Here is a 13725-nt window from a genome sequence, read left to right as displayed (position 1 = left end):
GGGTAATGCCCTTCGGCCCCTTTAGGAGGCAGCCTAGGATTAGCAAGTCTCGTTCCGATCCTCGGAACTCGAAGCTAGGTTTGGTACGAAAGATTGCAACCGATATCGTGAGCAGTAACCACTACCGCCAAATTGGTTGGACAAATGCATCGTTATCCGATTTGGTGGGTTACCCTGATCGGCAGGATGTTGTCCTTTGATCCCCTAAGCTCAGATCGGTGCAATGAGTACATCACGTCATATAGTTGCTCTGCTGCAGAGTCATATTGCCGGAGATGATGACCGATTCCTGTCGGTGGCGACGCAGCTTGCCGCGCATGAAGCGCGGCAAGGGCATGGCAAGCTTGCACAGGAACTGCGGGAGTTAATTGATACTGCAAAGGGAAGGGGCGCATCAGTAGGCCGGCGAGGCGCTGGACCCGTGCCGTTAGCACAGCCTAAGGGCGAACTGAGCAGCATGCTTGCTGCTCGTTATTCCGACATCCGCCTCAACAGTATGGTGCTAACACCAGATCTGCACAATCGATTGGCACGGGTTCTGACAGAGCAGCGCCAGCAGGAGCGGCTCAAGGCACGCGGTCTCACACCACGCCGTAAATTACTTCTGGTTGGGCCGCCTGGCTCAGGCAAAACAATGACTGCTGCTGCACTGGCGGGTGAGCTAAAGCTTCCACTCTTTACCGTTCTATACGACGGCCTAATTGGCAAGCTGATGGGTGAAACTGCTACTCGATTGCGTCTGATCTTCGATGCGATTGCGGTTCAACGGGGCGTATACTTCTTCGACGAATTCGATGCGATTGGCGCGCAACGCTCCGGTCCAAATGATGTAGGCGAAATTCGGCGTGTCCTTAACTCCTTCCTACAGTTCTTAGAGAACGATGACGGCCCAAGTGTAATTGTAGCAGCAACAAACCATCCAGAACTGCTCGATAAAGCGCTGTTTCGCCGATTTGATGACATCATCATGTACGATCTGCCGACAATGGAGATTGCAAGAGGTATTTTGGAGGCGCATCTAAGTGGGTTCAATCTACAGGCCATTGATTGGGCATCCGTTCTTGAGGTGACGGGAGGCTTGAGCCAAGCCGAGCTGTCACGGGCGGCCGACGAGGCGGCGAAGATCGCCGTCTTGTCAGATCAGGATGATATTTCTACATCGACCTTGCTCTCGACCTTGACGGAGCGTAGAGCTGCCGCAGTTTGAGGTAGTCGATTATCAATGGCACGTCCCCCCCGCAACCGGCCGCACTTCCATGTCGAAGGTGGCGGAGAGCCAGAAGCCTATACTTCACCTCGGACAGTCATCACCGGTTTGCCACCTGCACGAGTTCGAGCCGCTCATGCCGAGAAGCTTGGAGTAGCTATCGGTACAGCTATTGCGGTGGCTCGCGACAAAATTGCAGCTCGTGATGAGGCGATTGCTGAAGGTGAGAAGGGATTTTACCTAGAGTTTGAGATACCGACCGCGGAACGAGCTGCGGTGGAAGGATTGGAGAACAAGCCAGCGGCGATCGAGTTGGTAGCAGTGCGGCCTGGAGTTGGCGGTGAGGACACCGTCTCGGCAACCGTGTTCGTGCCCGAACGATCAGCGGACTTCTTCACCAAAAAGATCGAGAAGTACCGTGACGAGGACACACGGACAGGTCGGCCCAAGAATGAGAACCTAGTTGCCCGGATCGACGATATTAGGCTTGCGGTGGTACGCTCGCTCTTTACTGACCATATGGCATTGTTCCCAGCATCCGGGCGAGAAGTGTGGTGGGAGGTCTGGATCCGAGATGGGCGTCTGGACACCTTCAGCAGGGTAGCTCAGCGCCTCAATGTCGCGTTGAAGGAGCACGCGATCAGCTTTCCCGAGCGTGACGTAGTGCTCGCGCTTGMCAATGAGGCAACTATGACGCGCTTGGTTGAAAACACCGATGCTGTCGCAGAGCTTCGTATCGCCAAGGACACCCCATCGCTTTTCCTTGAGATGCGACCGACCGAGCAGGCAGACTGGGCGGGCGATCTCGTCGAGCGGATCGACCCGCCGGATGCCTTGGCGCCTGCAATTTGTATCCTCGACAGCGGCGCAACGCGAGCTCACCCCCTGATCGAACCTGCTTTGGAAGCCGCCGACCAGCACACGTACGATAATTCTTGGGGTGTCGGGGACAGTGCGTATTGGAACGGGCACGGTACCTCGATGGCTGGCGTCGCGCTCTACGGTGATCTTGAGACTGCGCTTAGTCATGGCGCTCCGGTCGAGTTGAGACATCGACTTGAAACCGTGAAGATTCTCCCACCAGCGGGACAGAGTGATCCTGAGCTGTATGGGGCATTAACCAGCGACGGAATTCGCAAGGCCGAGAAGCACGCGCCGCGGCGGCGGCGGGTGTTCTGCATGGCCATAACGAGCGATGTTGGGCTTGGCCGGGGTCGGCCCTCATCCTGGTCCTCGGCAATTGATCAGCTCTGCTATGGTGGAGGTGATCGCAGGCGGCTGATGGTTTTGGCCGCAGGGAACCTGCGAGGAGACATTGAGGCCCATGCCTATCCTGATCGCAATGACCTAGAGGAGGTTGAAAGTCCGGCGCAGGCTTGGAATGCCCTTGTAGTTGGAGCGTATACAGATAGAGTTACAGTCACTCATCCAGACTATGCGGGTTGGGAGGCTGTTGCACCTGCCGGCGATTTGTCGCCGGCAAGCCGCACCTCCAGCATTTGGGAGCGGCAGTGGCCAATCCGACCGGATGTTGTCTTCGAGGGTGGCAATTTCGCCCATGATGGGATTAATCCTGCTTCCGCAATCGACGATCTCCAACTCATTACCAGCCACTACCGCCCGCACATGCGCCTCTTCGAGACATTTGGGGATACGAGTGCAGCCACTGCACTCGGCGCGAACTTCGCGGCTCGTATCATTGCGGAACAGCCGCAACTGTGGCCGGAGACTGCACGTGCGCTCGTAGTGCATTCGGCAGAATGGTCCTCTGCTATGCGGGGGCGCATCGATGGATCCTCACAGAGTCAGAAGATGGCAATGTTGCGCCGGTATGGTTGGGGTGTCCCCGATCTTGCGCGGGCTCTCTATAGCGCGAGCGACGATGCGACTTTGATGGTCGAAGACGCTTTGCTCCCGTTTCGCAAAGAGCGCTCGCAAATCAAGACCCGTGACATGAACCTGCATCGTCTGCCGTGGCCACGTGATGAATTGCTCACCCTTGGTGATCAGGATGTCGAGCTTCGGGTAACCTTGTCTTATTTTGTCGAGCCGAACCCAGGCGAGCGTGGTTGGACACGGCGGCATCGCTACTCATCACACTCCCTTAGGTTCGCGGTGAAGCGCTCTCTCGAAACTCTTCAACAGTTCCGGCAACGCATCAACCGGGCAGCGGAGGCTGAGGAAGAGGGGCAGTTCGCAGCCGTAGGTACTGATGGCTGGGTACTTKGCTCCAACATCCGGGACAGAGGTTCGATCCACTCAGACATCTGGCGGGGCAGCGCAGCGGAACTCGCAGAACGCGACGCGATCGGCGTATTCCCTATTAGCGGCTGGTGGAAGGAAAAACCTGGTCTTCAACGTTGGGATCGACCCGCGCGTTACGCGATCTTAGTCTCGATCAGAGCGCCAAACTCTCATCTTGACCTTTACACAGCGATCGCGAACCGACTTCCTGTTCCAATCGAGGTCTAGGGTCATACGCAGAGTCGGTTCACTTTATCGTGAGACGGGATCTAGTGGCACGTGACGGAGCGGTCCTGGGGCTAGGCCTGTGACGGGCACAGGATGCGGCGCGACGTGTCAGTCTGGCCTTAAGGTTGTTGCAGAATGAGAAGGCTATCCGTGGGTATGAGCATCCTGGCTAGGTTTCGGACGGCTCGTTCCGAGCTGCCTACTTACGACGCCAGGGTGTCACGCCGGATTTTGACGGGTTGCGCTGGGATGTAGACGAGCCTCCGGTGCCAGTCGCACCAGCTCGATCCCTCCCGCGTCGGGGCTCCGCAGCAGATGGCGCAACGGGGATCGTCGGAGACGATGTAGCGGCATTGCCGCGTTCCGATCTTGAGCAGTTTCGTCCGTTGTCTCGGGTCTGGCTCTTGCATCAAGGACACCTTTGCACGTTCGGTTGGATCAGCGGAAGTCGCGTGTCGCGACACGGATGACCGACACCTCGGCCCGCTGCTCACGGATCCCGATGGGCAGCGCATCGATGACCTCCTTCGGGCCCTCGCGCACRTGGTCGCGTGTCCCGATCTTCCTCATCACCGCGTCCGTGCCCATGCTGAAGGTATGGTCCCTGTCGCCGACGCTGCGTAGAAGGTCCGACAGGTCAATGAGATGCTCGGCAATAAGATGGGTCACACCGCCCTCGCGCTGGTAGCGCCCGCGCGATCGCCATCATGCCCGACGAGAGGATCACTGGACCGAGCTCCAGCTTCAGCGTGGTCGTGAAAACCATTCACGATCCTTCATCATCTGTGTCAGCTGTCGTGAATGATCACTCTACATCATGAAGCAATTTCACGATCGATGGATTTCGAGCGTACCCGAACCAGCCAGAGCAAAATCTGGATTTTGCCTAGAGACGGCAACTACGCCCATAACCCTCCTCTGCACCGCTGGATGAGTCTCAATCCTGAAGGCTCAACCAACGAATCCTTCCAGTCAGCGCATTTTCCCTCCGGACAGCAATCCGTGGATCCGGTACCTCCATAGTGAGAACCAGGGAGAATGTCGGATGCAGACTTGGCTTGACGCATACGCAAAGGGCTACCGGTTGCGTGCACGGAGGGTTCTGAAGGCGTCAAACGCCGGGTCTGTCCCTCTTGGCGACGTCCGTGAGATGTTACTGAGGGCGGCCAAGGACGACGGATGTGCCCTTAAACTCTACTCGACCATCACCATCGAGATGTACGACGTCTGGAAGGCAGGGAACCTGAGGATCACTCACGAGATGATGTCACAGATCTTGTGGCAAACGACGATTGCGCGCTTTGTTCTACCACTTGACAGCCAGCCTCCGACCGCTGCGGTTCTGTCTGCTAACGTTGTCAATGCACTCAGCGGTGCCACCATCTCCCGTGAAATCCGTCAGCGTGGCCGGGCAGAGGCACTGCGGCGAAAGCTTACCTACCTCGATCTCCCTGACCGTTCTTTGATGATCGGAGAGGGAATGCAAGTGCGCGCGCTCTTCATCGGCGGGGATCGAAATCAAAATGGGGAGCAGGTCAACTTCACAGCGATCCTTACACCCCCAGGGCAAAACAACTGGCGTCGTATCGGCTGGACTGAGGATAAGAGGATCATCATCAATGATAACAGGATGAATGGTAGTCTGATTTACCCACTCGTCTGCTCGCCAGAGCCTGGGAATGACTTTACTGAGCCTGTAGAACAGGCAGCTGTACGAGCCGGTGTCGTCATCAACGACGTGCTCGAGGATATCGAGTCGTTTGGCCTGCTTGCTCTTACCTATATGGGAACGGCGGAGGAGGTGAAGGACCAAAAGCCTTGGCCTATAGTAAGCTATGCGCCACTTGACGACGCAAGACGTCGTGGACGGAATGCGCAAGAAGTCGCCAAGAAGTTCAGCTTCTTTAAGGCTTATAAGATCGGCGCTACTTCTGGCAGTTTCGAGCGTCCAGTTGACACGGCACAAGGGCAGGGCAGAAAACTCGGACGGCGCACCGAGGTCCGCGGGCATTTCCGGCTACAGCCTCATGGCCCCGGAGGGACCTTGCGCCGCTTAAGGTGGATCTCGCCCCATATTCGAGGGCCTCGCGACGGAATCTTAAGTACGAACTTGCTCCGGTTCGGAGCTGTCAACGAGCCCGAGCCGGTTGGTCAGGCTGCATAGGCAGCAGAGCGGAGTGGTTGTCAGTCGTCCAAGCTATGCTGTGGTCGATGATGCTGCGCCACGTTGGATCTCATTGAACCCGCTAAGGAATTCCCGGGGACGCCATCTTCGGGATCCTTGACGCCGGCCCAAGGCGAGCTCATGAACGCCGTCCAACTGTGGAGGTCCCTCATGACGATGCACCCAAATGCTTTTGCCGGCCTGCTGGCTTATGGGATGGCCGACATGGTCATGAGTGCTGGGCGCGCAGTTACTGAAGCCCGCCAAGCGCGCATCCAGGATGCTTGGGCTACGGCGCTGGCTTCTGCTCGCGGGGATGCTCAACAGATGTCGCAAATTGCGGTGGCGGCAATCGACCGTGTCGGGGAACTTGAGGAAGAGGTCGCACGTCTGCGCCGGGCCCTCAGGCAACGGACAGACGCTTTGAAGGCTGTCGCGCGATAAACCAGTACCTGGAAGGCAGAAGGCCCAGACTGCGCTGGGCCTTCTGCCGCATCGAGGACGAATCCCGCTTTAATGCATCGGAACTCTTCCGTGGACGCCCTTCGCTCTGGCGATCCTGGCAAAGAGCTCGTCTGCATCGAGCCTTCTCACCACAGGTTCTGGTGACATCGGCTGATCAGGGCTTGGAGGCTCGATGCCGACAATGCCGGACCGCTTGCCAGCGGCAACGAGGCCGCATTTCACCGGACCTGCTGCGGCGAGCCGTTTCAGGTCGGCTTCCGTGCGCGTCAGAAGCCAGACCCGCACATGCTCTGGCAGGGCATCAAGATCCATGTCCAACCGCTCACACTCGGACGCAGACGCATAAGCATGGATGGTCTCGCCAACAGGATCTGAGCGGCGCATCATCTGATCCTGCGCATCGATCTTCCGGCGGCGATCGGCCAGAGTGTTGAGCGCGTCCTTGACGGCATCCACACCCTCCGAGCTCGGTTCCGGGGCAGGGGGCAGAGGCGCGCTGCCAAAGAGGCTGCCGATCAAAGATCCCGGAAGGGATGCAGCCGCCTGAGCGGCTTTGGCGACCCATTTGCCTGACCTTGCACACCAGCGCCATGTGACGGATAGCGCCGCCTGCACGGCTGATCTGATCATTGCGAGAATCGTGGTGACAAACCTCATTCCTTCCTCCTGTTGGTGACACCAGAAGGATCGGCGATGATGGTGCATGGCTCAAACCGCCGATGGGAGAGAGCCGCCTTAAAGCTTCAGGTGCAGCTCATCAGGGGGCATACCCAAAGCCGTCCGGCTCCTGAGGTGGGTTACGACGCATCAATTCCGCCAAGGGGGGCAGCATAATCTGGCGAGCTGGTTTCGGCGGGATGGCGGGTGCGCCTTGCTTGGCGTCTACGACGGGCCGGACGTGAATGATCGGAGTTCCCGCGATCGTGCGGTTGTAGTAGCGCCGCACCACTTGCTCTGGATCAATGTAGGTGCCCGTCAGCGTTGACCGAATGGCGCAGCCCAAGTGCAGGGCAACGGTCGACGGGAGCCCATTCGCGATCTGCCGGAAGATGGCCTGCCTAGAGCCCTGGAACTGCCAGCCCCCTGGGAAATCTTGAAGGTAGGCCAGCATGGAGAGAGTGAGCGTCACGTTCTCTTCATCGTCGTCCGGTCCCGGAGCACAGTTCGCGATCGTCTTGCCGTTGACGCCTTTATCCGCCCAGACGATTTGGGATTTGCGTTGACCGAGATCCATGCCCTGCTTGCGCGTGCTGCCACCGATGATGGTCGAAGCGACGACATGCGCCTTCTCGGCCCATTTCTCGATTCCCTTCCAGTCGCGGGCCGCGACCATGCTGTACAGTGCGGCTGAAATCGTCCAGGGCGTTTCCACATAGCGCGGATCGGGCATCGGCCAGACAAACCGCTGCATGGCTTTGTCCCTGAACCCCACTAGGAAGGACCGTACCCGAGCCTGAGGCACACCAAAGTGGGACGCATTCAGGCTCTGCCACTGGGCATCGTAGCCAAGGCGCTTGAGCTGCTCGAGAATATCGAGACGGTAGGCATCGAACCGCTCATAGAGCAATCCTCTGACATTCTCGAGCAGGATCGCGCGGGGCCGGGTCTGCTCGATGATGCGGATCGCCTCCATGAACAGATCGCGTTCGTCGTCGGGGCCGCGCATCTTCCCAGCCTGTGAGAAAGGTTGGCAGGGGACGCCACCACAGAAGAGATCGACGTCATGGTAGGGGGAGGCGTCGAAGGCCAGGAGATCCTGCTCGACGACATTCGCGCCCGGGAGGTTCGCCCGCAACGTCCGGCACGCGTCCGGATCCCGCTCGACGAGGGCGACATGCCTGAAGCCAGCTCGCTCGATGCCGATGGCCTGACCACCTGCACCCGCGCACACCTCGAGCGCGGTCAGAGGTTGATCGACGAAGATACGTTTCCGGAATATGCCCGGGACGGTGGCTGGGGCAGGGGGACGGGCCGTCCCCGATTCAGCGCTCCGGCCCGTAGCCGGATCCTTCGGATACAGGGCTTGGTATGCGGATAGCACAGCGTCGGCTGCCGATGGTCCGTTTCGCCCCGCAGAGACACTGCTGAAGTCTGCTAAGGCATCCTTCAGGCGTATCCAAGAGTCTGTTATGGCGATTTCGCTTCGAGGCATAAGATCAAGCAGACCTGCCAGACCTGTGGCCAGTGTGCCTGCCTCCTGCCGCAAAGCTTTGGCTGGCTTGCCACGTTTGTCATCCTGCCGATCGAGCTGGGACACTAGGGTGGCTAACCGCGCCTCAGCCCTGGCGGCGACATCGCCGATCAGGCCCTTGAGCGGGGACTTCCCCTGTGAGGGCTTGGCCGAGATGCCGGCTGACAGCGTCCCGTGCTTGATGAGGGACTGAACGTCCCTCACCTTGAGGCGCCGCCCGGATTCGATCAGGCGCATCGCCTCAGTGCGCGCATCATCCTCAGCGCCGGCCAGCTTGATGATGACGGTCGGGAGAACCCGCTTCTCGATAAGAAGGTTCTTATGCTGCTCCAACTGGGCATGCGCACGCCGGTAACCATGGGCGGTCCGCGGCTCTATCCCGCATTCGTGCTCGACCCAGACGCCGAAGCGGCCGCGCAGCAATTCTGCGGCCTCCTCCAGAACCGCGCCTAGCTCGAATACGTCGGAGGAGCTCTTCTTCCCGATCCGTCTGATACGGTCGCGAAGCACGCGAAGGTGCTTCGCCTGCCGGTCTCCATCCTCCGCGCTCGTCGTCTCAGTATCCAAAGCCTTGGTCCACCACTTGTCGTCTTATCGGCTGGATGCTCCATTTTTTCGGATCCGCCAAGCGCGGGCCTGCGCTGTTGAACAGGAAACATCGTCTCGAAGACGGCTTTCCCCGAGCCACTGTCGCGGCGGTCGGGCTGAGGTGGACGGTCTCCGGTCCCTAAGGCCAACACGATCACTTCCGGGCGCCTCTCTACGCAACTAGCGTCAATCGGGGTTCAAGCAGGTACCGCTGAGTCAGAAGCGTCAGAATGCGTCCCCTGACGGTGAGTTCATCGGAAGGGCTCGATTGTACGCATGGCTTCTCTTTAACCTCAGCCTCTTCGTTCTTCTCCCGGGCTGCAGAACGGCCTCCTTCCTCATTCTCGGGGTCATACCGGAAGTCGATGTACTCCACATTGACTGAGGTGCTGCGCTCGAAATCCACGTAGTCGAGTGTGGCCCCGGCTGCTTCAAGGTCATCAAAGGCCTTGCTCCGAAGCAGTGCCTTCATTCGCTCGATCACGATATCTGGCGGGTCCAGAGCATCTGACTTTGTCGAGGTGTACCGGCCCAGCGCGCTAACCGGTCTGCGTAGGAGCGGTGCCAGCTTCCGGAGGGGCAGGTCGAGCCGTGTACGCAGATCCTGAAACGTCGCCTGGTTAGACATGTGTTGGTTCCCTCAAGAATGAAATGAAACGGTTCCATCCGGTTTGTGGCTGGTGACCGCGGCACAACTATCGTCTGCTGCGAGGTACGTGTGGTCAAGCAGATGAAAGGGCCGTCGAAGCTTTATCGGCGCGATGTTGCGGAATAATCAGTTTACAAGATAGGCAGTTTGATAATTGTGTTCTGATTCCCAATAATGCAATTGCAATATGTCTTCGGAGCGCAACACGAAATTAGGAAATTACTCAAATAACTACCTAAAATACTTGCAGAGACTCTTGTCTTGAGCCCACCATCAAGGGGTGGACGACAAATCGTGGCTCATTCCAGAGCTTCAAGGAGACTGCGAGATGCACATTGGAAATAGCGTAATCGGAACGTCGATCGGGGCGTTGGTTGCTACCCGGGGAGGCTATGACGAGATCACGGCCTTGGAAGGCACTGATGGCTCAAGGATTGAGCCACAGACAATCATCAGCCGCTACAAGGCGGCGCTTCCCAAGACGTTCGTTGCCTTTGATGCCAAGCAACGCGGAGACGCTCTGAATCTGGATCTGTACGGATATGATGAGGTCCAGGATGTTGCCGTCATCCAGGTCCGTCATGCCTTCCGGCGCTACCGCAACGGATTCATGAATGTCCGCACGGATTATGTCTTGGTCGGCTTCAACGAGATCACCGGAGCTGCCTTTCGCCACCCTGTCTCGGCCCAGAGTGTTCGGGCAGCGGTCAGAACCGCCAGCGCCAGCGCGAAATCAGCCGTTCGCGGTGCGCAGCGATGGATGTGGGGTGTCACCGACAAGCAGCTCGATGCAGGCATTCGCCAAGGGGACGTCCTGCTGGTGAAGGAGCGCGGAAAGCCCAGGGGTGACCTGCTCGAGGGAAATGAGGCGACGGTCGCTGGCAGTCACCTCGTCAGAGCACGCAGCTTCATCCGGGGACACAAGCACCTCTTCGCGCTGGATCCGGCTGTCCACCACATCAAGGGTCAGCATGATGCGATCTATGCCGACAGCGATGGCTGGTACTCGGTTCGCGTCGCGGATGAGACGACCCCTTGGGACTGGTCCGTTCGGCTCGGGGACTGAAGTGCGATCCCTGGCTGACAGAAGCGCCCTGACCCTGGAAGCCACCACGAAAATGCAGAAGAGAGGCAAAGCCTCAAAAGCGGAGCACAGCAATGCCGACTTGGCTTGACGCATATGTGAATCAATATCAGCTGCGGGCGCAATCCCTGTTGATCAACTTACCGTATTCTAAATACTTTCACCCCTGTCTGATGCCGGATTTGTGGGCTGCTGCGAGAGACCCTGTTGGTGCAATACGCTACATGGCCGAGTGGGATCTTACGGTTGCTACCCATGTCCTCTCTGGACAAGTACGCTTTGCGCCCGGGTTAAGATCACAAGTCAAATGGCAGGTGCTTGTGGCGCGCTTCATTCTGCCGGAACGATATGAGCCGACTGTTGCGCTTCTTGACAGCGCACTCGTCGATCGTCTGGCGGCTGCGCCAATCTCGGACGAAATCCGAGCACGCGGCCGCACTGAGGCAAGACGGCGCAATTTCATCTGTCTCGACATCCCCCGAGGGGCGCTCATGATCGAAAAGGGCGTTCATTTGCGTGCCTTGTTCATGCTGGCCGGGCTGACTGAAGACGACGAGACTCTCTACACAGCCATTGTGACCCTGCCGGGTCAGAGACATTGGCGGAAAATTCAGTGGTATGAGGGTGACGCAGTGACCTTGCCTGACGACTTCACCGACCTCACTGACGAAGACAAGGCGTATATGAAGGCCTTCTGCATGCCCGGGGAGAACAAGCCCGGTGTTCAATTGGTAGACGTTTTGGATCGCGTCGGACTTGTACTGCCAGAGGTGCTTGCGAGCATCGAAGCCTTCGGGCACCACTCACTCGCGTATATGGGCTCCCATGAACGAGAAGGGGTAGTCCCGTGGTCTGCTGTGCCTTATGCAAGTCTCGAGGATCAAAGACGCCACGGGAAGAAGGCCCGRCAGGTCGCAAAAGAGTTTTCCCTGTTCAAGGCGCAACGGGTGAGCATCATTCCCGAACGACCGGAAGTGGTACGAAGAGAACCCTGCGGGGCATGAGAGAGAACTGAGGCGAGGGCAATTGACCGCGACAGGCTCGTCGTGCAGACGTGGAGTTCTCTTGATGGAATTTTGAGCACAGCGCTTGTTCGCCGGAGTGTGCCAAAGACTATAGGGTTGGGGAGCAGGAGGTGTGATGCCGAGCACCCCAGCCGCGTTTCTGGTGATCAACAAGTCCAAGTAATCGAGGACTCAACCTGACTGCCTTCGTCAGGATAATTCTTATCTGGACAGGACTCGTAATCCTGCGTGGAGCCTAGCAGAGTGAGGTGCAAGGGCTCAAGCCTCTGTCGCTCAGGGACTGGCACAATGGGATCTCATCTTGTTATGCCAAAGCGGGCTTGTACGGTAGCCGCTGCTCCGTCCCAATGCCGGGGGCTCAATCAAGGCTATCGGTGCCATGCTCAGCTTGGCTCCGCCAATGCTGAGGTTATGATAGGCGGTAGATCGATCAACCAGAACCATGAAGTCGCAAAGGTGGAGATCTCCCGCGAGCCGGAGCAAGCCACGTGAACTCTGGATCAGCCGGGTGTCAGTCCGGCGGAAATACCTGGATTTCATGAACAGGAATCGAGCCGATGGGGCCTGAGCAGTGACAGATCGCTGCTGTGAAGAGCCCCTGTTCCGATCTGATCACCCCAAAGCATGACCGCTGATGGTTGGCGCGAAGGATTCAGGGGGTGGTGCTCCCCGATGCACGATCAACAAGATAGCGGAACGCGCGTCCCGGAGTTCAGTGCAGGAGCTTCAGACGGTCCAAGCGGTGGGGCGACGGCTGGGATCGGAATTTATTTCCGATCCGGGTCTGCCGGCATCGACCGAATCAAGCGGTCTTGGCCTCTACAACGGTATAACTGCCCTCGTACACGCCCCAGCGCTCGACCAGATGAGCGTCCCCGCGATCAAAGTGCAGGCACTCTGGAACCTGGAAAGCGTGGTAGATCGGCGCCCTTTCAGTTTGGCGGGCAGCAGGTTCAAGCCTGTATGCCGTCTCACTGGAGAGCGGAAGCTGATCGGCGGCCTCGGAAAGGTCGACACCCTGCGCACAGATGAACCCGGTGCCCTGCTCGATCAGGACGACGTGTTTCCACTCATAGGCCCTGACATGTTCGTCCATGCGCTTGCGATAATCCTGGGCCAAGCCGCTGAGGAGACGGATAAGATCCTCCCGGATCTGCGCACGCTCCGGTGATCTGACCCTGTCCTTGGATGCCGTCATGCCGATGGTCTGTCGGGCGGAGAAAGACAGCTCCCTCCAAAGCGCATTGACAAAGTTGCCTTCCGGGACAGCGCCCTTGGTCTGGAGGGCTGCCGTGATGAGGTTCACCTCGCTGGCGACACTGGTCTCGAGCCTGCCCTGGTTCAGTGGGTTCGACAGCCATTCGAGACAGACCTTCTCAAGGCCTGCATTCCAATGCTCCCACGCATCGTCTTTGAGCACCGTGTCGAATCCAACGGAGAAGGTGTCTCTGTCGGGCGTGTCGAAGATCGTTCTTTGAGCATACTCGCGACGCCAGGGAGCATCGCTCGTGAAAAGGGCCAGCCAGTCATCAACAACGGTTGCAATGGCGATGTGATCCGCCTCTCCAACCATGTCGAGGTGCACGGAAAATTCAAAGCTGATGGTTCCCTTGCGCCTCATCATCCTTCTCCCATGGCTCGAGCTTTCAGGGCTAAAGGAAAGGGTTCACGTAGCCGTCTGGGCTTGCAAGCTGCCTTCGACAGTGGCGGCAATGCTGCCCCGTTGCCGTGACATTTCCGCCACGCCGAACCGAGAGCTGAATCGGAAATTTTTAAGCTTCGAAACGCCAACTCAGGCATTCGTAACGAACACGCATAATTTTTTTTACATCATGGTGAGTTGCCGGTACTTCAGGTCACAGCGGACGCAACGTGTTGGG

General features: G+C 58.2%; 12 protein-coding genes. 6 read left to right on the top strand and 6 right to left on the bottom strand.

What is annotated here, in order from left to right; all coding sequences use genetic code 11:
• Window positions 1–223: 223 nt before the first annotated feature.
• Window positions 224–1207 carry an AAA family ATPase gene (locus tag ACXJKO_RS08245; RefSeq protein ID WP_457090605.1) on the top strand — a complete coding sequence of 328 codons (984 nt, stop codon included), beginning with the start codon at window positions 224–226 and terminating at the stop codon, window positions 1205–1207.
• Window positions 1208–1222: 15 nt separating this feature from the next.
• Complete coding sequence (locus ACXJKO_RS08240) at window positions 1223–3679, top strand: S8 family peptidase (RefSeq protein ID WP_457090604.1); 2457 nt, start codon at window positions 1223–1225, stop codon at window positions 3677–3679.
• A gap of 203 nt (window positions 3680–3882) precedes the next feature.
• Here ACXJKO_RS08240 and ACXJKO_RS08235 read toward each other — a convergent pair whose 3' ends face one another.
• Together ACXJKO_RS08235 and ACXJKO_RS08230 are read right to left on the bottom strand one after the other, a co-directional pair.
• A complete protein-coding gene (locus ACXJKO_RS08235) occupies window positions 3883–4194 on the bottom strand; it encodes a GcrA family cell cycle regulator (protein ID WP_457090603.1) in 312 nt (103 codons plus the stop codon).
• Window positions 4118–4348, bottom strand: a complete 231-nt coding sequence (locus ACXJKO_RS08230) for a hypothetical protein (protein ID WP_457090602.1) — start codon at window positions 4346–4348, stop codon at window positions 4118–4120. The genes ACXJKO_RS08235 and ACXJKO_RS08230 overlap by 77 nt, the downstream gene beginning before the upstream one ends.
• A gap of 376 nt (window positions 4349–4724) precedes the next feature.
• Between ACXJKO_RS08230 and ACXJKO_RS08225 the strand changes: the two genes are divergently transcribed.
• Both ACXJKO_RS08225 and ACXJKO_RS08220 read left to right on the top strand, forming a co-directional pair.
• The gene (locus ACXJKO_RS08225) at window positions 4725–5843 is read left to right on the top strand and encodes a hypothetical protein (protein ID WP_457090601.1); all 1119 of its coding nucleotides are present in this window, start codon (window positions 4725–4727) and stop codon (window positions 5841–5843) included.
• Between the two features lie 171 nt (window positions 5844–6014).
• Entirely contained in the window at window positions 6015–6287 is a 273-nt protein-coding gene (locus ACXJKO_RS08220) for a hypothetical protein (protein ID WP_457090600.1), read from the top strand.
• Window positions 6288–6356: 69 nt separating this feature from the next.
• Here ACXJKO_RS08220 and ACXJKO_RS08215 read toward each other — a convergent pair whose 3' ends face one another.
• The 3 genes from ACXJKO_RS08215 to ACXJKO_RS08205 all read right to left on the bottom strand — a co-directional run bounded on the left by ACXJKO_RS08215 (window position 6357) and on the right by ACXJKO_RS08205 (window position 9715).
• Window positions 6357–6965 carry a hypothetical protein gene (locus ACXJKO_RS08215; RefSeq protein WP_457090599.1) on the bottom strand — a complete coding sequence of 203 codons (609 nt, stop codon included), beginning with the start codon at window positions 6963–6965 and terminating at the stop codon, window positions 6357–6359.
• A 100-nt stretch (window positions 6966–7065) separates the two neighbouring features.
• Entirely contained in the window at window positions 7066–9066 is a 2001-nt protein-coding gene (locus ACXJKO_RS08210) for a DNA cytosine methyltransferase (protein ID WP_457090598.1), read from the bottom strand.
• A gap of 193 nt (window positions 9067–9259) precedes the next feature.
• Window positions 9260–9715 carry a hypothetical protein gene (locus ACXJKO_RS08205; RefSeq protein ID WP_457090597.1) on the bottom strand — a complete coding sequence of 152 codons (456 nt, stop codon included), beginning with the start codon at window positions 9713–9715 and terminating at the stop codon, window positions 9260–9262.
• A 349-nt stretch (window positions 9716–10064) separates the two neighbouring features.
• On the opposite strand from ACXJKO_RS08205, the gene ACXJKO_RS08200 reads away from it, so the two are divergent.
• Together ACXJKO_RS08200 and ACXJKO_RS08195 are read left to right on the top strand one after the other, a co-directional pair.
• Window positions 10065–10802, top strand: a complete 738-nt coding sequence (locus ACXJKO_RS08200; RefSeq protein ID WP_457090596.1) for a hypothetical protein — start codon at window positions 10065–10067, stop codon at window positions 10800–10802.
• A 92-nt stretch (window positions 10803–10894) separates the two neighbouring features.
• Window positions 10895–11824 (top strand): hypothetical protein, encoded by a 930-nt coding sequence (locus tag ACXJKO_RS08195; RefSeq protein WP_457090595.1) that lies wholly within the window; start codon window positions 10895–10897, stop codon window positions 11822–11824.
• A gap of 823 nt (window positions 11825–12647) precedes the next feature.
• Here ACXJKO_RS08195 and ACXJKO_RS08190 read toward each other — a convergent pair.
• A complete protein-coding gene (locus tag ACXJKO_RS08190; protein ID WP_457090594.1) occupies window positions 12648–13466 on the bottom strand; it encodes a hypothetical protein in 819 nt (272 codons plus the stop codon).
• Between the last annotated feature and the right edge of the window lie 259 nt (window positions 13467–13725).

This window comes from Microvirga sp. P5_D2, assembly GCF_054049475.1.
Note: the sequence above shows the minus strand (reverse complement) of the source record. Positions and strands in the feature narration are given on the sequence as shown.